General features: G+C 37.1%; 19 protein-coding genes and 1 pseudogene. 4 read left to right on the top strand and 16 right to left on the bottom strand.

Annotated features, from left to right (window positions below; translation table 11 throughout):
* Positions 1 to 416: 416 nt before the first annotated feature.
* The 16 genes and pseudogenes from ABD814_RS00335 to ABD814_RS00260 form a co-directional block, all read right to left on the bottom strand.
* The gene (locus ABD814_RS00335; protein ID WP_344909285.1) at positions 417 to 857 is read right to left on the bottom strand and encodes a YtoQ family protein; all 441 of its coding nucleotides are present in this window, start codon (positions 855 to 857) and stop codon (positions 417 to 419) included.
* A 133-nt stretch (positions 858 to 990) separates the two neighbouring features.
* The gene (gene serC / locus ABD814_RS00330) at positions 991 to 2,070 is read right to left on the bottom strand and encodes a 3-phosphoserine/phosphohydroxythreonine transaminase (RefSeq protein ID WP_344909283.1); all 1,080 of its coding nucleotides are present in this window, start codon (positions 2,068 to 2,070) and stop codon (positions 991 to 993) included.
* 289 nt (positions 2,071 to 2,359) lie between these two features.
* Positions 2,360 to 4,873: a beta-mannosidase gene (locus ABD814_RS00325; protein ID WP_344909280.1), complete on the bottom strand. Its 2,514-nt coding sequence runs from the start codon at positions 4,871 to 4,873 to the stop codon at positions 2,360 to 2,362.
* A gap of 26 nt (positions 4,874 to 4,899) precedes the next feature.
* Positions 4,900 to 6,693 (bottom strand): ABC transporter ATP-binding protein, encoded by a 1,794-nt coding sequence (locus tag ABD814_RS00320; RefSeq protein ID WP_344909278.1) that lies wholly within the window; start codon positions 6,691 to 6,693, stop codon positions 4,900 to 4,902.
* Positions 6,694 to 7,135: 442 nt separating this feature from the next.
* Positions 7,136 to 8,095, bottom strand: a pseudogene (locus ABD814_RS00315) (acetylxylan esterase).
* A gap of 23 nt (positions 8,096 to 8,118) precedes the next feature.
* Positions 8,119 to 9,132, bottom strand: a complete 1,014-nt coding sequence (locus tag ABD814_RS00310; RefSeq protein ID WP_344909276.1) for an aldo/keto reductase — start codon at positions 9,130 to 9,132, stop codon at positions 8,119 to 8,121.
* Complete coding sequence (locus ABD814_RS00305) at positions 9,113 to 10,087, bottom strand: glycoside hydrolase family 113 (RefSeq protein ID WP_344909275.1); 975 nt, start codon at positions 10,085 to 10,087, stop codon at positions 9,113 to 9,115. Before ABD814_RS00305 ends, ABD814_RS00310 begins: the two co-directional genes overlap by 20 nt.
* Before the next feature lie 24 nt (positions 10,088 to 10,111).
* Positions 10,112 to 11,041, bottom strand: coding sequence for a glycoside hydrolase family 113 (locus tag ABD814_RS00300; protein WP_344909273.1), 930 nt, complete (start codon positions 11,039 to 11,041; stop codon positions 10,112 to 10,114).
* A 75-nt stretch (positions 11,042 to 11,116) separates the two neighbouring features.
* Positions 11,117 to 12,142, bottom strand: coding sequence for a glycoside hydrolase family 130 protein (locus tag ABD814_RS00295; RefSeq protein ID WP_344909271.1), 1,026 nt, complete (start codon positions 12,140 to 12,142; stop codon positions 11,117 to 11,119).
* A gap of 30 nt (positions 12,143 to 12,172) precedes the next feature.
* Entirely contained in the window at positions 12,173 to 13,003 is an 831-nt protein-coding gene (locus ABD814_RS00290) for a carbohydrate ABC transporter permease (protein WP_344909269.1), read from the bottom strand.
* Positions 13,004 to 13,006: 3 nt separating this feature from the next.
* Positions 13,007 to 13,885, bottom strand: coding sequence for a carbohydrate ABC transporter permease (locus tag ABD814_RS00285; protein WP_344909267.1), 879 nt, complete (start codon positions 13,883 to 13,885; stop codon positions 13,007 to 13,009).
* Positions 13,886 to 13,977: 92 nt separating this feature from the next.
* Positions 13,978 to 15,366 carry an ABC transporter substrate-binding protein gene (locus tag ABD814_RS00280; RefSeq protein WP_344909265.1) on the bottom strand — a complete coding sequence of 463 codons (1,389 nt, stop codon included), beginning with the start codon at positions 15,364 to 15,366 and terminating at the stop codon, positions 13,978 to 13,980.
* Between the two features lie 396 nt (positions 15,367 to 15,762).
* The gene (locus ABD814_RS00275; protein ID WP_344909263.1) at positions 15,763 to 16,347 is read right to left on the bottom strand and encodes a YesL family protein; all 585 of its coding nucleotides are present in this window, start codon (positions 16,345 to 16,347) and stop codon (positions 15,763 to 15,765) included.
* Positions 16,348 to 16,404: 57 nt separating this feature from the next.
* A complete protein-coding gene (locus tag ABD814_RS00270) occupies positions 16,405 to 17,415 on the bottom strand; it encodes a substrate-binding domain-containing protein (RefSeq protein ID WP_425549031.1) in 1,011 nt (336 codons plus the stop codon).
* Positions 17,416 to 17,695: 280 nt separating this feature from the next.
* Positions 17,696 to 18,877, bottom strand: coding sequence for a glycoside hydrolase family 130 protein (locus ABD814_RS00265; RefSeq protein ID WP_344909262.1), 1,182 nt, complete (start codon positions 18,875 to 18,877; stop codon positions 17,696 to 17,698).
* Entirely contained in the window at positions 18,864 to 20,042 is a 1,179-nt protein-coding gene (locus tag ABD814_RS00260) for an AGE family epimerase/isomerase (protein WP_344909260.1), read from the bottom strand. The genes ABD814_RS00265 and ABD814_RS00260 overlap by 14 nt, the downstream gene beginning before the upstream one ends.
* Before the next feature lie 231 nt (positions 20,043 to 20,273).
* On the opposite strand from ABD814_RS00260, the gene ABD814_RS00255 reads away from it, so the two are divergent.
* From ABD814_RS00255 to ABD814_RS00240, 4 genes are all read left to right on the top strand, one after another.
* Positions 20,274 to 20,585, top strand: coding sequence for a PTS sugar transporter subunit IIB (locus ABD814_RS00255; protein ID WP_344909258.1), 312 nt, complete (start codon positions 20,274 to 20,276; stop codon positions 20,583 to 20,585).
* A 45-nt stretch (positions 20,586 to 20,630) separates the two neighbouring features.
* Positions 20,631 to 21,926, top strand: coding sequence for a PTS cellobiose transporter subunit IIC (gene celB / locus ABD814_RS00250; protein WP_344909256.1), 1,296 nt, complete (start codon positions 20,631 to 20,633; stop codon positions 21,924 to 21,926).
* Positions 21,927 to 22,145: 219 nt separating this feature from the next.
* A complete protein-coding gene (locus ABD814_RS00245; protein WP_344909254.1) occupies positions 22,146 to 22,454 on the top strand; it encodes a PTS lactose/cellobiose transporter subunit IIA in 309 nt (102 codons plus the stop codon).
* A 12-nt stretch (positions 22,455 to 22,466) separates the two neighbouring features.
* The gene (locus tag ABD814_RS00240; RefSeq protein ID WP_344909252.1) at positions 22,467 to 23,852 is read left to right on the top strand and encodes a glycoside hydrolase family 1 protein; all 1,386 of its coding nucleotides are present in this window, start codon (positions 22,467 to 22,469) and stop codon (positions 23,850 to 23,852) included.
* Positions 23,853 to 23,985: the final 133 nt, after the last annotated feature.

The following is a 23,985-nucleotide window of genomic DNA, read 5'->3' as shown; positions in this document are numbered from 1 at the left end:
TTAACTTAGCTAACTCCTTATTATAATTGTAACGTGATTTTTAATTTTTTCAATCTAAAGCGCGAGAGTTTTTAACTGATTATAGTTGATTAACTCATTGGTTAGAATTGACTTAATCTAACTAAAGTCAAACTGATCAATTGTTGTTGCTTTTCTTTTCATTAAAATTAACTGCTCTGAGTAACTAATCATCGAGGGTATTTATCGATTGATTATGATCACTTTAATTTTTATTTAATTCCTATTAATTTTATCTGAATTATATGTTATAATATAATTAAATGACGAAAAGGACTGATCGACATGAAAAATATCCCGATTATTGATCTCCGCAGTTGCCTTTTAATCGTAGCAATCATTCTCGGCATTATTTTTTTATAATAAGAAAAAGCCATGCATCAGCATAGCTTTTAACTTTACTCATAAATATAGGCAAGAACATCTAGCGCTTGCTCAATTGTTTCAACCGTCACATTCACCTTATTAGATAATTCTTTTAACGGATGAATCAGTGAGTCCGGCCGAATGATAATTGTTGGCTTGTTTAGCGTGATTGCTGTAGAAACATCCATTGCTGTATTCCACTGTTTATACTTCTCACCGAATAAACCAATCACGACATCCGCCTTGCGCATTAAAACTTCCGTTCTAAAGTTATTCACTGCTGAAGCAGCATCATCGCGATAATAATGACCAGGCTGCTCTCCTAAAATTGCTTCACCGATTTGATCAGAGCGATCGTGATCTGTCTGGGGTCCAACAAAAGTAAGTGGTAAATTCCTTTTTTGTGCTTCTACCTTTAATTCTTCACGCCAATTGTCGTGGATTTGCCCCGCTAAATAAACAGTTAATTCCATTGTATCCTCCTCGATTGAACTTTAGTTTATTAAATAAGCTTACGATGTACTCTTCCCAATCCTGAACTGACTAAAACTTAACCGACATGAAAAGAGAGTTGGAATGATGTATTCCTACTCTCTTCATTATAATTTAACGATTATTTTCTTCAAATTTTTTAATAAAGTCAACGAGCTTTTCAACGCCTGCTAACGGCATCGCATTGTAAATACTTGCACGCATTCCACCTACTGAACGGTGACCTTTCAACGTTTCAAGTCCTTCTTGCTTCGCTTCCGCAATAAACTTAGCCTCAAGCTCTTGATCACCATTAACTGAAACAAAAGGCACATTCATTAATGAGCGATATTCAGCTTTGATCGGAGCAGTGAATATTTGCGATTGATCGAGTGCTTGGTATAATAAGTCTGCCTTAGTTCGGTTAAGTTTTTCCATTTCTTCTAACCCACCAAGTTCTAGCAACCAATCAAAGACAAGCTTAGCAATATAGATTGAGTATGTTGGTGGCGTATTAAAGCTTGATTTATTTTTTACATGTGTCTGATAATTTAACATCGTTGGCACAGAGTCTGGTGCTTGCCCAACTAAATCATCACGAATAATGACAATCGTCAATCCTGCAGGGCCAATATTTTTTTGTGCGCCAGCATAGATCAGACCAAACTTAGTGACATCAATTGGTGTTGATAAAATGTTTGATGACATATCTGCAACGATCGGTACATCACCGGTGTCTGGTAGTTCCGAAAATGCAGTACCTTCAATTGTGTTATTTGTTGTGATGTGAACATAATCTGCATTTGGGTCAAACATGTCTTTTGTTAATGTTGGGATCTGGTTATTTGTATCTTCACCAACAATTCGGACTTCACCAAAGTTTTGTGCTTCTTTGTAGGCTTTTTTCGACCATGAGCCTGTCATCACGTAATCTGCTTTTTTATTTTTGACCATTAAGTTCATTGGTGCCATTGCAAATTGCTGTGATGCACCGCCTTGTAAAAATAAGACGTGATAATGATCAGGAATTGCCATTAAGTTTCTTAAGTTTGCTTCGGCTGCTTCTATTACATCAATAAACCACTTCGAGCGGTGGCTTAATTCCATGACAGACATACCTGAGCCGTTGAAATCGAGTAATTCTGCTTGGGCTTTTTCTAAAACACTTTTCGGTAACATAGCTGGTCCTGCTGAAAAATTATAAACTTGTTTCATCTCTTTTTCACACCTATCCGCTTTTTTATTCTTGCAGACTCATTGATTGGCGAGTCTTATAATCATCAAGTTTACCAACTAAGGTAGTAGATTACAAGTGAATTTTTTAAAAATTGAAACAATTGAGTAAATTTTATAATTCCATGATTAATTCAATTCTGGGAAAACATTTGTGGCATCTAACTACCCCACATCAAGGTTTACTAGCAGATTTTGATTTGCGAAAGTTGAGTTAATAAAAATGACCCGAACTTGTTAATCTATCGGGTCATTTTATAATGATTTTTACTTAGATCATATCAGCCATTGATTTTGCATCAATCGTCATTGAATCATTGATTTCTTTATTCCTTGGGATGAATTGGACGACTTTTGTTTCGCCTGGTAGAAGGTCGAAGTAGTTGTCGCAGAAGTAGCCAGCTTCTTCAGTATCTAACCAAATGCTTTTTGCAAATTGATTTGTCGAAATTTCAAATTGTCCCACTTCTTTTAATTGTTTAATTTCAATCTGAGTACGCTCAAGTTTTAGGTCTTTTGTGTGAACAAAGTAATGTTTCTGTTGATCAACAAGCTCTTCACCAATCAACAATTGACCTGTCAGAATAATCTCTTCTCGTTGGTAATCTTTGATTAGATCACTAAGCTTGAACGAGGCTACCTGTGTGCTTTGATTTGGCTTGACCTCAATCTCAATTACCTCTTCACTTAATTCTTCACCTGACAGTGATTGAACGGTCAATTTTAACTGCGCTTGTTTTGCTTCGAGCTTATCGCTGACGACAAAAACATTCAATTGTTCTTCTGCTTGGTCAAAGATTAATGCTTCATCTTTAAATGATGCTTTTGCAAAATAATGAAGCGCCTTCCAACGACCGTAATAATCAATACTTGACCATGATGCTACTGGCCAGCAATCATTAATTTGCCAGTATAGCGTTCCCATGCAATAAGGCATTTGTTGACGGTGTGATTCAATCGCCTGCCTGATACCTTCTGCTTGCAGTACTTGACTCATATAGAGGAAAGCTGGAAAATCCTTAGGTTCTGGTAAGTAGTTTTCCATATATGTTCGGATTAATTGATTTCCGGCTCCATTTTTCTGATGATGAAGCATCACTTCTGATTCAATCGCATAATCAGACTTTTTAGCAAACGTATTTACCGTTCTAAGCTCCGGAAACGATTGAAAACCGTATTCACTCATAAACCGACCAACATTCGTCTTATAATCTTCAAAAGGCTTTTTGCCATGCCACACTTCCCAATAATGAACATCACCGCTACCAGTTACTTTCGATGCGTGCTGATTAATATCATCCGTTAAACTAGCCATTGGTGATGATGGCCAATACGGCTCGTTCGGCGCATATTGTTCTGTAACATCTGCTAAAATATCATGGAAAATCTTTTTATAATCAGACCAGATTTTTTCCCGTGTAGCCTGATCATAGTCATTTTTCCAACCCCAGCCTGCATGTTCATTAAAGTGTGCCCACGCCATATCGATTTCATTGTTCCCACACCATAACACAATCGACGGATGATGGCGAAGTCGCTTCACATTATCAATTGCTTCCTGCTTAACGTTGTCTAAGAAAACTTGATCACCAGGGTACATGCTACAGGCAAACATAAAATCTTGCCAAACGAGGATACCGTGTTCATCACATAGGCGGTAAAACGTGTCTGACTCATAAACACCACCACCCCAAATCCGAAGCATATTCATATTCGCTGCGACTGCACTTTCGATTTCATAGCGATAACGCTCTTCAGTCACTTCAGTGATAAAGCTATCGTTTGGAATATGGTTAGCACCCTTTGCAAAGACTGGTACACCGTTTAGTTCAAAATAAAACGAATGACCTGCTTGGTCTTGATCCCGAACTAAACGAACTGACCTCAATCCTGTTGTGACAGTTTCTTCAGCGATCGGTTGAGCGTCATTGATAAGCTTAGCAACAAAAGTATATTGATTCGGATCACCTAAACCTCTACTCCACCACAATTTAGGCTGATCAATGCTCAGATCTAATTTAACTTTATTTTTCCCTGGAACAAGCTCAACATTTTTTTCCCAAACTATAGCTTCTGTTGATACTTCTAGCTTACCTGACCAATTCGAAACACTCTCTACTTCAAGTTCCGCTACAAGCTCAGCTTTTTCTTGCGAAACATTGTGTTGGTTTAGATAAAAATCATCAATGTTAATTTTAGACCAAGCAACAAGCTCAATGTCTTTCCAAATTCCACTTGTAACAAATCGCGGTCCCCAATCCCACCCGTAGTGGTAAGGTGCCTTTCTTGCAAATACACTAATCTTCTGATCGCCTAGGCCACCCATTTCGGAATCGTCATTAGCAGCCGGCAAACCATAACCTAGCGCTGCTAACTTTGGTAAATCTGTATTAATCGGTGATTTGAAATGAATTCTCAGTCCATGATTTCCTTCAGTTAAATACTCCTTAATATCTTTACGGTAAGTGCGAAACATATTGTCAGTTGTTAAGATTTTTTGTTCATTTAAATAGACATCCGCATAAGTGTCTAATCCGTGAAAAACAAGTTCAATTCGATCTTGCTCAAGTAATTTGTGATCGACTGAAATAACTGCTTGGTATTCCCAATCTTTTTTATCAACCCACTGAAGATCACGTTCATTCGTTCCATAAAAGGGATCTTCTATTAAACCTTGAGCCCTTAGATCAGTATGAACCGTGCCAGGGACAGTTGCATCCAACCAATCTCCTTCATCAAATTGCCTAAATTTCCATCCTTGAATAACCTGCTTTATTTGCTCCATTTATGTCACCTCATGTTAGTTTTAGATCATTTATTAATTTCATTAGACGCTTGTTGCATCTGATAAAATTCCCCTTTTAAATGAATTAATTCTTGATAATTACCCATTTCGACACAGCGCCCTTTTCTCATCACAACGATCCGATCAACATCCCGAATTGTTGACAATCGGTGGGCAACGATAAACGTTGTTTTACCTTTAATTAAATCTTTCATTGACTGTTGAATCATTCGTTCTGATTGATTATCTAGTGCAGATGTTGCCTCATCTAAAATAATTAAATCAGGATTCCGGATAAACGCTCGGGCTATCGCAATACGCTGTCTCTGACCACCTGACAGTCGATCTCCATGTTCACCAACCTTAGTCTCTATACCATCAGGTAAACTTACAATCACATCTGTTAAATTCGCCAGCTTAACTGCTTCTGCAATTTGTTCATCAGTGACTTCTGCGAGGCCGTAAGTGATATTTTCTCGGATTGTTCCGGAAAACAGAATGGTATGTTGCGGTACCACCGCGAGTCGATGGCGATATTTCCGCATATTTAATTCATCCATCGGGATACCGTCAATCAAAATTTGCCCTTTAGTTGGTCGATAAAAACCAGTAACTAAATTAAGGATTGTTGATTTTCCAGCACCTGATTCACCTACAAACGCTATTGACTCACCTGGTTTTACATCTAAGTTAAAATTAGTCAATACATGTTGATCAGTATCTCGATAGTGAAAATCGATCGCGTCAAAAGTGAGTCGCCCATCAATTTTATTAATTTTGTGTTTTCCTTGATATTCTTGAACATCTTGGGCAAATAAAATTTCAGAAACAGAATGAATCGATTCAAATCCTCTTGCTAATTGAGGATATATATTGATTACGGAAGAAATTGACATCAAGATCGATGTAAAATAACTTTGATACAAAATAACATCCCCAACAGGAATTAATCCTTTAAAAGCAAGATACACTGTGAACAACAAACAAATAACCTGAAACATTTGAAAACTGACCCAGTTTGTCGCTCCAAAGAAAGCTTCAAGAATATCTAATCTATAGCCCTTACCTCTTACTCTTTGTACAAGTGTATCAATTTTATTAATTTCAACATGCTCCAAGCCGTGCGCTCGTGTCATCGGAATCATCTCTACTGTTTCGGCAACCTGACCAGACATTTCCTCTATTTCTTGTCTAAATTCACGGTTCTTGCCACTTAATTTACCTCGGAATAAATAGACCAAAATGACTGAAATCGGAATTGCGATTAAATAGAAAGAAACAACCGTCAAACTTCTCGCCCCTGTAACTGCGATTGCAACAATAATATTCATTACAGCTGGCAACACACCTAACATAATTTGTTTCGACATCATTTCAATCATCTCGACATCTCGAAGAACTTTTGCCTGCAGACGCCCTGATTGCAGTTCATTATGGTAAGAAATCGATAAATGTTGTAATTTCCTAATCAACGTACTTCTTAGCCCCGCTTCAACATGGCGAATTGCCTTTGACATAAAACTAATATGCAACATTTGTGAAGGTAAGTTTTGCAAGATGACAATGACTAAAACAATGACATTAATCCAAACATAACGGGAATCATATTGATTCGGTTCCGTTACAAAGTTAATTAAATTGGCTGTCACAATTGGTAATATCCAGACAGGTGAATGTTTAAGAACGAAAAATATAAATGAGATAAATAATTTCAAATAATGACCCGAATACAATATATTTAAAACTTTAAATGAACGCCCTTTAATCGTATCACTTGCTTGAAAGCGTTCTTCGAAATCTAGCGAGACACCTTTTTCCATGCTCTAACCCCTTTCTATAAGTAACTAATAATAAGCTCGTTCAGGTTTTAGAGTATCCTCAACAAAATCAAGCTCAATTATTCAAATAAGACTGAGTTTAACTTAATTCGACGGCAGATTATTAACTTAATTAATTAATTAAACTATCATCAACATCTACTATAAAGGGTCTGCTTTAAAAAGTCTATCCATTTTGATAAATTAGGATAAACTATTGATAGTGATGATTTGATCGAATATGTAGCGTTTTCAAAATAAATGTGTTATGATTTATTTATAGTAACTTATCGATAACCTAATTTAAAAGGAAATACTGTTATGTATCTTTATTAAATTAAATCAGGTGTTGATATTACAAAATGAATCTGTTACCCCTTTCATAATAATATAGATCAGAAAAGACCTCCTTTAATTGCCAATCGGGCAACTAGGAGGTCTTTTCTTACAATTGTTTAAACCACTGAAGCGCTTGATCACCATGTCTCGGCAAAAATTCATGACCATGCTCAGGATAAAGGGTCATTTCCTTATTTGCAGTTATTTTATTATAAGCAGCAAATTGTGTTGACGGCGGACAAATCTGATCTCTTAACCCCGTCACCCATTGAACTTCAGCCTTGATCCTTGGCGATAAATTTTGAATATCAATATAACCGAGCCGATTAAAGACTTGATCGGCTGTCTGATGTGTTGGATCAACTGCTCGGAAATAGTACGACAGCTCCTCATAAGCAGAGTTATTAACGTCCATTTCCCAAGCACGTTTATAATCAGCCAAAAATGGATGAACCGCAAAAAGCTGCTTAATCCTCGGTTCAAGACTCGCACACGCAACTGCTAATGCCCCGCCTTGAGATTGACCATACGCACCAACACGTCCTTGATCTATATGTTCCATATTCATCAAAATCCAACTTGCTTGCACCGTATCAAGATAAACCTGTCGATAATAAAGTTGGTCGGAATTATCATCGTGCAAACCACGAATGATATGCCCTTTAATTGTCGGTCCATCAACAGCTACTGAATCGACAGATTAACCCGCTTGCCCACGACAATCCAGAGCCATAACAGTGATTCCTTCAGCAGCATAAGCAATTTTATCTAACCAATCACCACTGTCACCATAATAACCATGAAACATGACAACACCTTGACCCGTCGAAAGATTTTCTTTTGGACGAACATACTTGGCATGAACTTTCGCTCCACCAACTCCAGTAAAATAAAGATGATAGCAATCTGCAACCTGACTCTTAAAATCACTTTCAACTAATTGATAATCTAACGACTGCTGCTTTAATTCTTGAAGTGCTCTGTCCCAATATTGATCAAAATCAACAGGCAAAGGGCTTTTTCCTTCATATTTGTATAATTCAACTATCGGCATATCAACATGCATACATGTTCCTCCACTCTTACTCGTTAATTCGACAAAATCAGTTCAATTTGGTCCATTTCATCTTTGGTAAAAGTTAAGTTTTGAATCGAGGCGATATTTTCGATTAATTGCTGCTTTGAACTGACACCAATTAAGCTTGATCCAACACTTTTTTGTCTTAATGTCCAAGCAATTGCTAATTGCGCCATTGTCTGATCTCTTTCTTTAGCGATGCGAGCTAATTGTTGCACTTTTTTAATCCGCTCCTGTGTTAATTGATCCCTCGATAAAGAATCAACATTCTGCGCCATTCTAGAGTCGCCAGGAATATCATTTAAGTACTTTTCAGTCAGCAAGCCTTGGTAAAGTGGTTGATAGACAACCGCACCTTTGATTAATTTTTCCAGAACTGGAAATACATCCACCTCTGGCTGACGCAAAAACATCGAGTAGTTCAACTGGTTGCCGACAAAAGGCGTGCCTAATGCATCAAAAAATGAGTCGATCTCCTTGATTGCTTCAGCAGGGAAATTAGAAACTCCAACGTAGAGTGCCTTCCCTTGCTTAACAACCTGATCAAGTGCATATGCCGTTTCCTCAATCGGTGTCTTCGGGTCATAGCGATGAGCATAATAAATATCAACATAATCTAAACCGAGACGACACAAACTTTGATCTAAACTAGCAATTAAATGCTTACGAGATAACCATTCACCATACGGCCCTGGCCACATGTTATAACCAGATTTAGTTGAGATTAACAGTTCATCTCGATAACCAGCTAAGTCATGGCGTAAAACTTGGCCGAAAAATTCTTCCGCACTTCCATTGGGCTCACCATAATTATTCGCGAGATCGAAATGGGTAATCCCTAGATCAAATGCAGTTAAAATCGTTTCAGCCGCTTGATCAAAACGACTAGATTCACCAAAGTTGCGATATAGACCTAAAGAAATCACCGGAACTTTAAGACCTGAATGGCCTAACCGACGATAGATCATCTCTTGATATCTACTAGGATTCGCTAGATGTGACAAACTATCTCCCTCGTTTCCCATTTAAATAAAACTCACGGACCACTTGTTCAGCTTTTTTACCGTAAATATCAAACCAATTATTCGTTGCTGCTTCTTCTAGAGGATATAGCTTTGTTGACCAATCCCACCAAAAGAACCCAGCAAACCAAGGCACATCCCAGAAAACCTCAAGAACAGACTGATAAAAATTCGCTTGTTCATCTTGATCAACCGGTAAATCGACATGTTCAAAATCCCAAGGCATCGTCGCACACCCTTGTGCACTTCGACAACCAATTTCAACAAAGACGATTGGTTTATTGAACTTCTCATGTAGTTTAGCAAGCTTCTCTTTAACTGGCAACCAGTTTTTCTTCATGACTTCCACACTTTCACCAGGTTGATCAGCAACAGGATAATAAGCACTTGTTCCAATCAAATCGACAAGATTAAACCACTCAACGCCCTCTTCCTTACCGTGGTTTGCGTTGTAAATAATCGGTCCACTATAATGTTGACGAACTTCTTCAATTACTTTAGTCCAATCAGATACACGATGTTCCGTTGCAACCATTTCACAACCAATCGTAAACATCTCACACGCTAACTCTTCGGCTAACTCAGCATAGTGGTTGAGAAAATGACGATAGGACTGAAACCACGCTTGCCATTTATCTTCTGCTTCTTCTGGAAACCCAATCCGAGCACGCCAAATTTGATCACGTGAATTAACAACAGGTTTTAAACAGACTTTTAGACCTAACTCTTTAGCCTGTTCAACCGCAAAAATAATATCGCGATCTGTCATTGTATGATTATAGTCAAATGTAATTTCAGTCGAACAATAGGTTTCTTGATAAGTAAAAAAGGATAAAGCAATCCATTCACTACCTGTTTCCTTTAATTTTTTTAATGAATCGACTGCTTCTTCTGTACGATAATCTCCCCGTTTACTTTCCCAACCATAAGTCATTCCTTTAATGAAAACTTCCTGCATGTATAAACCCTTCTTTCACCTATATTAACGTGATTGGTAATAAGCTTTAATAACCCGCTCCGCCGGCTTACCAAACACCCCGTAATCATCATTTTCAGTTGCATCTTTCTCGTCGTATAAATACGTTTGCCAATCCCACAAACCAAAGCCACCAACCCACGATCTCGCAGCTGTTTTTTCAAACATGACTTGGTAATAATCGGCTTGCTCTTGTAAATTAATCGCACCTTCTAAATCCCATTTATTCGGAAGTAAAGCAGATCCCGATCGACTTGGGCAACCTGCCTCGACAAAGAAAAATGGTTTATCATATTGTTTTATGACCGCTTCAATCCGATCTAATTGTCGATCCCAGTCATTAATCGGGTAATATCCACTAGACGAAATGACATCAAGTGCATCCCAAAACTTCACATTATCCTCTTGATACTTATCCGTATTATAAGTCACAAGACCTTGATAATCTTTACGCACTTCTGCGATGAGTTCACGCCAATTATTTTCTCTTCTTTCCGCCTGTACCATTTCACAACCAACGACAAACATTTCACAGTTCGTTTTTTCAGCAATTTTCGCATAATGTTTCTGATAATTAATATAACTTTCAAACCACTCAGACCACGTCGGTTCACCTGGGATATCCAGATCAAAAAAGTTAATATGTGCGCGCCACGTACCATTTCGACAATTAACTGTTGGCTTTAAAATCACTTTCAAGCCTAATGTTTTCGCATAGTTAATCATCTCAATCAGCTCATCATCATCAACCATGTGCGACCCTTGAAAATCAACTTCAGTCGAGTGAGCAGTGTCTTGCAGCGCCGCTAAAGCAACAATTACATATTCACTCGCCGTTCTTTCTTGCATTAAGCGTAAACTCTCTTTCGCTCGCTCAGTTTTAAAGTAGCCTTTTTGGCTGTCCCAACCAAATGTAAAACCCTTAATAAATTCCATCACAATCCCCCTAAAAGATTCTTTATATTAATAAAGCTAGGAAAGTTTTTTATTCTTTCCTAGCCGTTTATTCTTTTACATTTTTCCGATTTCACTATCTCCTGGTACTGCTTCATGAGTCGCTTTTGTATACTCAACAATTTCATCAACTGTTGTGTACGCTAAACCAACTCTTGTATCAGCAGAACCATAATAAATCGCAATCTTTCCTGTTTCTGCATCATGCAATGTCGCACATGGGAAAATCACATTATCGACAAAACCTGTCGTTTCATAACTTTCTTCAGGTGTTAGGACAAAGTTTTTCGAACGGTATTTCACCTTCGAAGGCTCATCAATATCTAAAATAGCTACACCCATACTGTAAACAAGACCGTTACACGTACCTGTTACACCATGGTAGAAAACTAACCAACCTTCGCTCGTTTCAATCGGTGCAGGACCACCACCAATTTTAACGTTTTGCCACCAACCTTCAGCACCCTCTCCTGTCATGACATGGCGGTGTTTGCCCCAGTAAACAAGATCCGGACTTTCACTTAAGAAAATATCACCAAACGGCGTATGCCCGCTATCACTTGGTCGGGACATCATCACATAATTTCCATTGATTTTACGCGGGAATAATACCCCGTTCCGGTTAAACGGTAAAAATGGATTCTCTAAACGAGTAAATGTTTTAAAATCTTTCGTTTCTGCTAAACCAATTGCAGCACCATAAAAATCTGTACACCAAATAATATAGTACGTGTCTTCAACTTTTAGTAAACGAGGATCATAAGCATAATTTGGCTGGAATGGTTCACCAGCTTCATTAACAAATTCAATCCGCTCTTCTTCGATCGTCCAATCTAAAGCGTCATCACTGTAACCTAAATGCAAGTGCGGTCGACCATTTGTTGTTTCCGCACGAAAGACACCAATGAATTTTCCTTCGTATGGGATCACTGCACTGTTAAAAATACGCGAAATATCTTTAGCAGGGTTACGATCAATGACTGGATTTTGACTATGACGCCATACAGGCGCATGATAACCCTCAGGCTTATCTTCCCAAGGAATATTCGGTAAATTATCTGCAATCATTTTTACTTTTGACATAATAACATCCCTTCCTCAATAAATGTTTGTTTATTTTACTGAACCACTTGTTAAACCATTATAAATATATTTTTGTAAGAAAATAAATGCGATTAACGTTGGTATAATCGCGATCATAACACCCGCTGTAATCACTTCCCACTGTGCTCCAAATGGTCCTTGGAATTTAAATAGGGATGTCGAAATAACCTGCAAACTTGATTTTGGCATGTAAAGAAATGGTGTATAGAAATCATTATAGACGTTAACACCTTTAATAATAAAAACGGTTACGACTGCTGGTTTCAATAACGGGAGAATAATTCTACGATAAATCGTAAAATAAGATGCCCCATCAAGCATTGCCGACTCATCTAACGATACAGAAATCGAGTCCATAAATTGCAAGAAGATATATACAGCGATAATGTCCGTCCCTAAGTAAAGGATAACCGCTGCCCAAATCGTGTTAAATAAACCTAACGTATGAACGATTTGAAATGTCGCAACTTGCGTTGTTACCGCAGGAATTAAAGTAGCCAGTAAAAAAGCACCTAAAATGTATTGACTTCCTTTAAATTTAAATCGGTGCAATACAAACGCAACCATCGAACCGATAATCGTTGTACCAATGACCGAAATAATTAAGATAATGACGGTATTTTTAAAACCAGTCAACATATTTCCATCAACAAAAGCTCTCATATAGTTATCAAAATTCGTCCAATCACTCGGTGGCGTTAACGGTCCTGTTGTCGTATATTCCGTACCTGTTTTAAATGACGCAAAGAAAACGGCAACAATAGGAATAATCGCGACAAAGGCGCCTAACAACAGGGAGCTATACTTACCAACTGAAGCTAATGTTCTTTTCAATTTCATTTTTTACTCCCCCTCACCGAAAAACTTTTTCTGAATACTTGATACGATGACTACAATAATCAACAGAATCACTGCCATGGCAGATCCCAATCCGATCTTACCGTACTTAAAGGCTGTATTGACAGTTTGGATAACGAAGGTCGAACTACCATTCGCGCCTCCAGTCATAATATATGGAATCTCAAAGGCACTTAACGCACCACTTATTGCCAAAATTAAATTTAACGAAATAATAATTCTGATACTTGGAAAAATAATGTATCTAAATTGTTGCCAACGATTGGCACCATCCATCTCTGCAGCTTCATAGATTTCACCAGAGATTGAAGAAATCGCTCCTAAGAAAATAATGAAGTTAAAGCCCATGTAACGCCAAACAGATACACCCGCTAAAGAATAATTAATTACATTCGGATTTCCTAACCACTGTGTAATTAATCCCTCTAAACCAATTGCAGTTAGAACAGTATCAAGTGTTCCATCTGGTCTGAAGAAGAATAAGAACATAAAACCAATTGCTACACCATTCAATAAATAGGGGAAGAATAGAACCCCTTTAAAGAAGTTTTTAAATTTAACTTTAAACGATAATATTGTCGCAAAGTATAACGCAATCGCCAATTGAATAAATGTTGCAAAAAAGTAATACAAACTCACTCTAAAAACTCTAAAGTATTCTGGATCGGTAAAAATTGTTTTATAATTTTCAAAACCGAGAAATTCTTTTGCACTATAGCCATTCCAATCAGTAAAACTATACCAAATCATATTAAGTACCGGTAAGTAAGCAAATAATGCTAATAGCCCCAACGGAACAATGAGAAAAGAAACGATGATAATCTTTTTCTGAGCTTCATAAGATAATCGAGATAACCCAAACAAGCGCCGCACCTCCCTGTATTTCTGCAAATCCTAAAGTAATTTGAGGAAAGCACGTTAAGTGTGCTCTCCTCAAGTGTATTTTTTATAAAAAATTATTCAACAATTTTGTTGTATGCTTCTTCCCAAGCGTCATTCCATCGATTCATAACATCATCAAATGACATGTCACGGTTTCCAATGGCAGCTTCGATTAGAATTTGTTTCTCATCTTCCATCCATAGACCTACTTCAGCTTCCTTATCAATTTCATCAAGTAAGCCAAGTTTGTCTTCTGGTGAAGGTGTTAACATAACAAACTCTGCACCAGCTTCTTCAGCTTCTGCTAATGCATCTGGAAGAGGTACATCTACTGAAGCACTGATACCACCAGCTTGCTCAACAGAATAACCTGACTTGTGGATGAAGTAATCAACCCACGCAAAAGCAGCATCTTTGTTATCACTAAATTTACTTACTGAGATATTCATGTCAGCACCCATTGAGAACAGTGTACGTTCTGCATCTGATGGGAATGCCATAATCGCAATATCATCACCATTTGGTCCAGCATCTTGGATTTGCTCTAAAGCCCATGAACCTAAGACCATTGTTGCAATTTCACCATTGTTCATCATCACTTTCGATGACTCCCAATCCGTCGTTAATGGATCTGCTTCAATTAAACCTCGCTCAGCTACTTCATACATTAATTTGTAATGCTCATAGTGTGGATCTCCTGCCTCAAACGGACGTGGATCATCTAAAATATCAACGTTGTAATAGTCTTCGCTACCCGCCGTTGACGTTACAGCACCTTCCCACTGCGCTAATGGCCATGCATCACCATAGTTTGTATACATTGGAATAGCATCTGTGTTATCTTTAACTAACTGTAACGCTGCCAGGAATTCTTCTTGTGTTGTAGGTAATTCCTCAACACCCGCTTCTTCAAAAACAGCTTGATTATAAATAACCCCTGTATAAGTTAAGGCAATCGGAATACCGTAGACAGTACCACCTGTCGCACGCTCCTCTACACCTAAATATCTTTCATTCATTTCTTCAATCGGCCCAAATGGCTCAAAGAAGTTCGGAATATCTTCAATTGGTACTTGAATTGGCAAGTACTGAACATCACCGAAGTCTTCAGTATTAATTCGCGGCATAATTTCACCACCATAATCAGCTAAAGCTTCAAATTCAACAGTTACATTTGGATAGAGAGCCTCGAATTCTGCTTTGTAGTCTTGATAAACGCTATCTACAATATCTGTTCGGTGTGTAATAACAACTAGATCTCCCTCTATCTCTTCTGGATCTAACTCTTTCCACTGCTCGTAAGGAAGAAGACCACTATCTGTTTCATCAACCGTTTCTTCCGTTCCGTTTGAATCATCTTTATTAGCATCTGTATCAGCTGCAGAATCATCACCCGAGCCACAAGCTGCTAAAAACAAAACCATCAGAACACTGAGTAATAAAGTAATCAGTTTTTTATTCATTTCCTTAACACCCATCCTTTTTTATTTTTGTTTAGCTTATAATTAGGTTATCGCTAAGCTAATAAGTCCATTTTATATTGAAAACGTTTACTAGTCAACAGTTTATTTGAAAAAACTTTATTATACATGACTAATTACTTATAGATAATCTATCTAATCGCACCTATATCAAGCGTTAATAACACTTAAATAATTTATATTTAATGAGATATAATAAAGTCACTTTAGTTGTTATTAAGTTATCACCTCTTCGATTATCTACTTTATCTAAACTTTCTCTAAATTATTCTGGAAATAAATTGGACTCAAAGAAAACGCCCACTAATTGATAAATTAAGGACAACAAAAAGCCTAGAGCATCGTTTCACGCTCTAGGTAAGTATTTGCATTCGCTATTTAATTATGCAGTTTTTTAGGAAAGACATAAACGACAATGAGCCCATATAGGATCGGGGCTAAAACAACAAATAAAACTATGTTATAAAAGGCTAACCATGCCATTATGACAAATAAAACAACAATTGATAGTGTTATGCTTAAATTTTTAATTACACTGACAAAACCTAACGCAAATGATGTCTTAATTGCCATTGTCCTAAACGCTAAATAATATGTTGCATAACTCACTGTCGCATAGAGCAACAAAGTGAAGTAACTCGCAATCCCAAGCCAAACCCAACTCGCTTCATCCTTATACAAAAAGAAAATTGACGTTGCTAATAAAATAAATGAAAAGCTTATTAAGAATGAAGAAACTTTCTGGCTTTGATATTGTTTATAGCTCTCTTGATAGACCTCTTTCAGTTCTGACTCAGTATATTCTGGGTTTCGCTTCATATGGTCAAGTGTTAAATACAAAGCAACTAATGATGGAATAAGCGAATAAATAAATACCCCCTTCAATAGACCAAGCCAAAAATAAAAACTAACTAACACATAGTGGTATAACTTAGTAACTAACCCTGCTATTTTATTATTCAAACAATCACCTTCATTCGAATCAAATGAAAACTAAAAAGGATGAATGAATCATTCATCTCATCCTAGCTTTTTAACGGAATTCCGTTTAATAATATTTCCCTTTACCGACGTGCGACCATAACGCTTATTTTTCCCTTGAATTTTCCGGACAATTAACCGAACAGCTTGTTTTACCATTTCATCAACATCTACATCTACTGTCGTCAATTGTGGATTGGTAATTGTCGCATAGATATCATTATCAAAACCTACAACGGAAAAATCTTCTGGAACACGGTAACCAATATCATTTAGTTTATTAACTAATTCATGAGCTACCTGATCACAATTACAAACAAAAGCTGTCGGTAATTTCTCTGGTAAATTAAACTCAATAAATTTCCCCTTCTCATCACGATCGTTAATAATAAATTCATCATTTAATTTTATCTGGTGCTCCAATAATGATTTATAATAGCCTAAAAATCGATCTTGAATACTACTTGTCGAATAAAGATTTCCAACATAGCCAATTTCCTGATGTCCTTGAGCTATTAAATAATTGGTAATATCATAGGCTCCATAAAAATTATCTGTAATAACAGAATCAATTTCGTCATGTTCATCGTAAAAGTCGAGAAAAACAATTGGCATATCAATTTCTTTGACAACTTTAATGTACTCACTCGTTAATTGTCCGAGAAAGATAAAACCATCAACTTTTTTCTCTTGGTATATTTTTGGCAAATTCAATGCTTCTTCATCTTCATTTGACAAAATATTCATAATACCATAATAACCATAGTCTTCTAGGGCAGTTGTTATTCTTTGGTATGCTCTAAAATAAACAGATTGAGAAATCCCGCCTGAAAAACGCTCGGGGATTATAATACCAATGTTATATGACATGCCATTTTTCATTGACTTAGCCATTGTGTTATAGCGATAACCCATTTCATCTGCTAAGCGCTTAATCTTATCTTTTAACTTATCACTAACGCCATCTTTATCATTTAGAGCTTTCGATACTGTCACACTACTGACCCCGATTTGATCAGCGATATCTTTCATTGTTACATTTTTCTTCACGACACACCACTTCCTATCTCTCCACATCTATAATAAACGTGCTTTTTATTAAAAAGCCGAACGATTAATAAACTTAACTTAGTCGCTCGGCTAAACTAACTGAACTTTTAACTTAATTCTACCAAAAGAAGCTTATGTTAGCAATGATGATAGCAAAATTAGTTGTATTTTGTCAGTGGTTTTATCGTAATTTTCTGAGAGATCAGGTTTATTTAAGTCGTGATCTGTAAATTACCATTTTAAACAAAAGTTTGTTCGTTAATACACTGCAATTCAACTGTTATTTTGTTTGCTCTAGTAATGCTTCGTTTTTCTCAATCAGTTGTTTTCTTTGTTCTGCATTTTCAATTGATCGATACGGATCTGCTGGAGTATTGAATGTATAGTCAACTAATTTATCAATTGTCGTTGTCGCAACATGTGTCCGTGTATCACTTGAAGCATAATAAATAAACACTTCATCGTTATCGTTCACAATTGCACCATTACAGAAGATCACGTTCGATACGTCTCCTACTCGTTCATCATCATAAGGTGCAATAAAATGTCCACCTGGTGTAGCGATCACTTTTTTCGGATCAGCCAAGTCAGTAGCAATTGTATAAAGCACATAACGTAGACCGTCTGCCGTATTTCTTACACCATGAGCAATATGAATCCAACCTCTGTCCGTTTTAATCGGAGCAGGACCTTGACCATTTTTTGCTTCATAAACAGTATGATATTTTCTCTCATGCAAGACAATTTCTTCATCAATTACTGGATTTTCAATATCATCGCAGACCCCAAATGCAATCCCTCCACCAGTACCCGTTGAAATAAAACCATCTTGTGGGCGAGTATAGAAAGCATACTTTCCATCAACAAATTCTGGATGTAAAACAACATTACGTTGTTGTGGAGAAGGTGTTTTAATATTCGGTAGTCGTTCCCATGTTTTTAAGTCTTTTGTTCTTACTAGAGCCGCTTGAGCAACTGCACTAGATGTATCTGATGCTGGAACATCTGGGTCTTTACTTTCAGAACAATAAATACCATAAATATTGCCATCCTCATGCTTAACAAGACGCATATCGTACGTATTCGTTTCTTCTTTATCGATATCTTCCCAAGTCAACGGTGTGCCGATAAATCTAAAATTATCAATGCCGTTATCACTCACAGCAAGGGTGAAAATTGACTTACGATCTAAACCTTCCGTACGAACAACTAGATAGTATTTGCCTTCAAAATAAATTGCACCCGCATTAAACGTCGAGTTAACACCAAGTCGCTCTTGGAAATTAGGGTTAGTTTCTTTATTTAAATCAAAACGCCAGTGAATTGGCACATGGTGACGAGTCACAACAGGATATTGATAACGGTCATAAACCCCATTATAAAACTGCTCATCTTTTTTATTTGCTCTCGTAATTAATTTTTCTTGTTCTTCCAAAAGTTGATAATATTTATTGTGAATCATTTTTATCCATCCTCTCAATTAATTCTAATGCCATCCGTGCATTGTGATATGATGCTTTCCATGGTTCAACTAAATCTCGTTCAGTCGGTGTTCCATCCGGCTCAATTGACCAATACCACTCACCACCTGGACGCGGATCATGAATGGATTGTTTAATATATTCCCATAATCCATTAATCCGATCCAAAAACACTTGATCTCCCGTACGCTGATAAGCATTATAAAAACCAACAATCGCTTCTGCCTGAACCCACCAAACACGCGTATAGTCTAGTTCCCCATTTTCTTCCTCATTAATTAATGAACCATCTGGTTGGATCGCATAATCAGAGATATTGTAGGAAATATCAATGATCATCTGACGATACGGTTCATTTTCAATCCCTAAGGTTCGAATCGTATCATCCATGAGCCAAGCTGCTTCAATATCATGACCAAATGATTTCAAATCAATGATACTATTCCATTGCTTATCAAAAAATACACCTAAAAAATGCGTATCATTTTGATAAACTTTTTCATAATGAACTTGTAACAACGCTTCTAATCGCGCCTTAAGTTCTGGAGTTGGATAAGCTTTATATAAATTCGTATAAGCCTCCAAAATATGAATATGTGTGTTCATCGTAATTTCAGCAATCACACCGTTTTCACTTAACATCTCATTTGGAACCTCTTCCCACTCACGATTAAACTCTTCTTTATAAGCTTGGCTAGCTTGATCAAATCCAACTGTTTCCATTAACTCGTATATTTCTAATGCTAAATCAATCACTTCTTGTTTCTTCGTCACACGATAATATTCACTCAATGCATAAACAGCAAATGATTGAGCGTAAATATGCTTACGTGTATCTTTTGGTTGACCTTGATAATCTAACAACCAATAGATTCCTTTATGATCGTGATCAATTAGCTTGTCAATTAAAAATTGATACATATGATCGGCCATTTCCAGATATTGCTTATCCTTAGTCACACGATAAGCAGCTGAAAATGTCCATAAAAATCGTGTTGTTACGATGCCACCCTTATCAGCATTTTGATCAACATTTAAGTCGAAATCAACTCTCCCGTATAGACCACCATGCTTTTCATCCTTAAGTTTCATCCAAAAGGGTAAGATTCGTTCCGTTAATTCTCGTTCCATTTCTTCTCTAAGCACGAAACCCCTCCTAACTTTTATTAGTTAATCGATAACCTAATAATTTAATTCTAAGTAAATTAAGTTAAACTGTCAACAGTAAGCGCATTCCTATTATTAATAATTTTTCTTTTATTAGTATGTTAAGTATTTCCGTTATTATAACGGAAATATAACATGTGGTAATGTAAGCGCTTATTCCATAAAATCAAAAGTGAGATGAATACAACTAATAAAAACGGAGGTCATTCAATGAAAAGAATTTTATTAGCCTGCTCTTCAGGCATGTCAACAAGTCTATTAGTATCGAAGATGGAAGCAGAAGCAAAAGCACGTGATCTTGATGTGAAGATTTGGGCAGTCGCGCAAGACAAAGCGCCCGAAGATATGAAACAAGCAGACGTCCTGTTAATTGGACCTCAAATGCGCTTTATGAAGAAAAAGTTTTCTAAAGTCGCCGAGGAAGTCGGGATCCCATTAGATGTGATTGATCCTGTTTCTTACGGAAGAATTGACGGAAAAGCAGTTTTAGATGCGGCGTTAAATTTAATTGAGCAAGGATAATTTTAATGAACACTAATGTTTCAATAAAAAAAGGAGGATTCTATCATGAACAATGCTTTTATGGATAAGCTCGAGAACGTGCTTATGCCTGTTGCTGACAAGTTAAATAATAACCGTTATTTGACTGCCTTACGGAATGGCTTTATGGTTGCTCTACCGTTAATCATCTTCGGTTCTATATTTGTTGTTATTGCAAATCTGCCCTTTATTGATGAGTGGATCGGAGAAGAAGCTTATACTACTTTTCAAAATGCCTTAGGACCTGCGTCCGCTGCTACGTTAAGTATTATGGGGCTGTTTGTTATTTTAGGTATTGGATATAAAATGGTCGAACAAAGAGGTGGAGAATCAATTTATGGTGCCGTTGTTGCCCTAGGAGCTTTCTTAGTCTTGACTCCACAAGTACTAGACGAAACTTCTGGCGTTATTCCGACTTCCGCACTTGGAGCGCAAGGGTTATTTTTAGGCATTTTTACCGCATTTATTGCCGCTGAGCTGTATCAATTTTTTGTAAGCAAAAAATTAACAATCAAAATGCCGGCAGGTGTGCCTAGTTCAGTATCTCGTTCTTTCAGTGCACTAGTACCGATTACACTGACTCTAACGATATTTTTAGCTATTCGAATTATATTCAGTTTTACAGGATTTGAAACTGTACAAAATTTTATTTATACAGTTATTCAAGAACCATTAACCGACTTAGGAAGCAGTCTCCCAGCTACTCTTGTTGCGATTTTATTAATTCAAATTTTTTGGTTTTTCGGTTTACATGGGCAAATTATCATCAACTCTGTCCTAGATCCAATCTGGTTTAGTTTAAATGATCAAAACTTCCAAGCCTTTCAAGCAGGTGAAACAGAATTACCAAATATCGTGACTAAGCAATTTATTGATACATTTATTGTTGGTATTGGTGGTTCTGGAATGACTTTAGCCGTTTTACTCGCAATTTTCATTATTGCAAAAAGTAGACAAATGCGTGAAATTGGTAAGCTAAGTATCGGCTCAGGTATTTTTAACGTTAACGAACCAGTCATCTTCGGTTTGCCGATTATTATGAATCCTTTGGCGATTATACCTTGGCTTCTAGCTCCTGTAGTCGTTGGAGCCGTCACTTACTTTTGTATGGCGATAGGATTCGTACCAAGACCATCAGGAGTAATTGTTACATGGACGACACCAACGCTTATCAGCGGTTATCTCGCAACCGGAAATAATATTATGGGATCGGTCATGCAGCTGATCAACATGGCAATTGTCTTCACAATTTGGTTCCCATTCCTTAAAATAATGGATAAACAGTATTATGAAAATGAACGAAGCGAGAAAATAGCAAGCTAATAAAGTGAAACTTCAATCAGTGCGGGCTTCACTGATTGTTAGTTGAACCAATCGGGCAGCTACTGTCAGTTGATCTCCCACTTATGCCCCTTAGCTTCCATAGAATGCTTGAAGTGGGAGTCTTACTGACAGTTGCACTGCGATAAAAATGAAGGTGGGCTGGTTCCTTACCTCCCACCTTTCACTTGAATTAACAAGAGATATTTTAGGAGGACAACTATGGAATCGACGATAACTGAAACAGCATTTCAAATCATCCTACATGCCGGAAATGGGAAATCAAATGCGATGGAAGCCATCCAAGAGGCAAAATCAGGTGATTTTGAAGCTGCCGATAATAAACTGAACGAAGCAAATATCGACTTAAGAAAAGCACATCAATTTCAAACAAAGTTACTTCAAGATGAAGCAAACGGCTCAAATAAAGAGATTAGCATCATCCTAATTCACGCTCAAGATCATTTAATGACGTCAATGACTGTTCGGGATTTGGCAATTGAAATGATCGATCTATACCGAAGATTATAGGGAGGATCAATCATGACTTTAAACTACTCGTTTCCTGAAAATTTTTGGTGGGGTAGCGCATCGTCCGCTCCACAGTCCGAGGGATCAAATAACGGAATAAAAGGAAGAGACATCTGGGATCACTGGTATCAAAAAGAGCCTAACCGTTTTTTCGACCAGATTGGACCTAGTCAAACATCTGACTTTTTTATTCATTATCGACAAGATATCGAACGAATGAAGCGCATCGGCCATAACAGCTTTAGGTTATCGATCTCATGGGCACGTCTGATACCAGGAGGTACTGGTGAGGTCAATCAAGAAGCTGTTCAGTTTTACAATGATGTGATTAATCAGTTACTCGCTCATAAAATTGAACCATTTGTTAACTTATTTCACTTCGATATGCCACTTGAATTACAAAACATTGGCGGTTGGGAAAATCGAAAAGTAATTGACGCCTATACTAAGTACGCTGAGATTGCTTTTAATCTCTTTGGCGATCGGGTTAAAAAATGGTTTACCTTTAACGAACCTATCGTTCCTGTTGAGGGTGGATACTTATACGATTTTCACTATCCTAATATCATTGATTTCAAAAAGGCAATTCAAGTCGCTTATCATACGATGATCGCCCATAAACAGGCAGTGCAAATCTATCATAAAAATCAGGATGGAGAGATTGGGATTATTTTAAATTTAACTCCCTCCTATCCACGAAGTCAACACCCTGCAGACTTGAAAGCAGCTAACATTTGCGATTTGATTTTTAATCGAAGTTTTCTTGATCCCGCTGTTAAAGGGACATATCCACATGAATTGATTGAGCTTTTAGCTGACTATGATTTGTTGCCAGAAACAGAATTTGGCGATAATCAACTAATTGAAAGTAATAAAATCGATCTTTTGGGCGTTAATTATTATCAGCCGAGGCGAGTAAAGGCCAAAGAGGACTTACCAAATCCCGATAGTCCAATTATGCCCGAATGGTTCTTTAGTTATTATCAGATGCCTGGTCGAAAAATGAACATTTATCGCGGCTGGGAAATCTACGAAAAAGGAATCTATGATATTATGATTAACCTGAGGGATAACTATGACAACATCCGCTCATTCATTTCTGAAAATGGGATGGGCGTTCAAGATGAAGATCGTTTTATAGAAGGAGATCGCATTGAGGATGATTATCGGATTGAGTTTATTAAAGAACATTTAAAATGGTTGCATAAAGCAATCAAAGCAGGTTGCAATATTAGAGGTTATCATCTATGGACATTCATCGACAATTGGTCTTGGATGAACGCCTATAAAAATCGTTACGGTTTTTACTCTGTCAATCTCGATACACAGAAGCGAACAGCGAAGAAAAGTGCTTACTGGTTTGCAGAAGTCGCCAAACAAAATGGATTTAACGATTAATTCTATCCGCAATCGGCGTAGTGAAGATTTTGCTACGCTTTTTCGCCTATCTTGCAATAGTTAACCCTGCATTATTCATAACTTGATTTTTTATAGGTGATTTGCCCATTAAATTGCCAAAAGTGAATGCCAG

The sequence above is a fragment of the Amphibacillus indicireducens genome (assembly GCF_039539605.1).
GTDB classification, from domain to species: Bacteria; Bacillota; Bacilli; order Bacillales; family Amphibacillaceae; genus Amphibacillus; species Amphibacillus indicireducens.
This window is presented reverse-complemented; position numbering and strand designations above follow the sequence as displayed.

Coding starts and splice junctions, on each gene's coding strand:
- ABD814_RS00255 (WP_344909258.1), top strand. CDS start 20,274: ATGAAAAGAATTTTATTAGCCTGCTCTTCAGGCATGTCAACAAGTCTA.
- ABD814_RS00325 (WP_344909280.1), bottom strand. CDS start 4,873: ATGGAGCAAATAAAGCAGGTTATTCAAGGATGGAAATTTAGGCAATTT.
- celB (WP_344909256.1), top strand. CDS start 20,631: ATGAACAATGCTTTTATGGATAAGCTCGAGAACGTGCTTATGCCTGTT.
- ABD814_RS00300 (WP_344909273.1), bottom strand. CDS start 11,041: ATGGAATTTATTAAGGGTTTTACATTTGGTTGGGACAGCCAAAAAGGC.
- ABD814_RS00245 (WP_344909254.1), top strand. CDS start 22,146: ATGGAATCGACGATAACTGAAACAGCATTTCAAATCATCCTACATGCC.
- ABD814_RS00290 (WP_344909269.1), bottom strand. CDS start 13,003: ATGAAATTGAAAAGAACATTAGCTTCAGTTGGTAAGTATAGCTCCCTG.
- ABD814_RS00295 (WP_344909271.1), bottom strand. CDS start 12,142: ATGTCAAAAGTAAAAATGATTGCAGATAATTTACCGAATATTCCTTGG.
- ABD814_RS00265 (WP_344909262.1), bottom strand. CDS start 18,877: ATGATTCACAATAAATATTATCAACTTTTGGAAGAACAAGAAAAATTA.
- serC (WP_344909283.1), bottom strand. CDS start 2,070: ATGAAACAAGTTTATAATTTTTCAGCAGGACCAGCTATGTTACCGAAA.
- ABD814_RS00310 (WP_344909276.1), bottom strand. CDS start 9,132: ATGGGAAACGAGGGAGATAGTTTGTCACATCTAGCGAATCCTAGTAGA.
- ABD814_RS00280 (WP_344909265.1), bottom strand. CDS start 15,366: ATGAATAAAAAACTGATTACTTTATTACTCAGTGTTCTGATGGTTTTG.
- ABD814_RS00305 (WP_344909275.1), bottom strand. CDS start 10,087: ATGCAGGAAGTTTTCATTAAAGGAATGACTTATGGTTGGGAAAGTAAA.
- ABD814_RS00335 (WP_344909285.1), bottom strand. CDS start 857: ATGGAATTAACTGTTTATTTAGCGGGGCAAATCCACGACAATTGGCGT.
- ABD814_RS00240 (WP_344909252.1), top strand. CDS start 22,467: ATGACTTTAAACTACTCGTTTCCTGAAAATTTTTGGTGGGGTAGCGCA.
- ABD814_RS00320 (WP_344909278.1), bottom strand. CDS start 6,693: ATGGAAAAAGGTGTCTCGCTAGATTTCGAAGAACGCTTTCAAGCAAGT.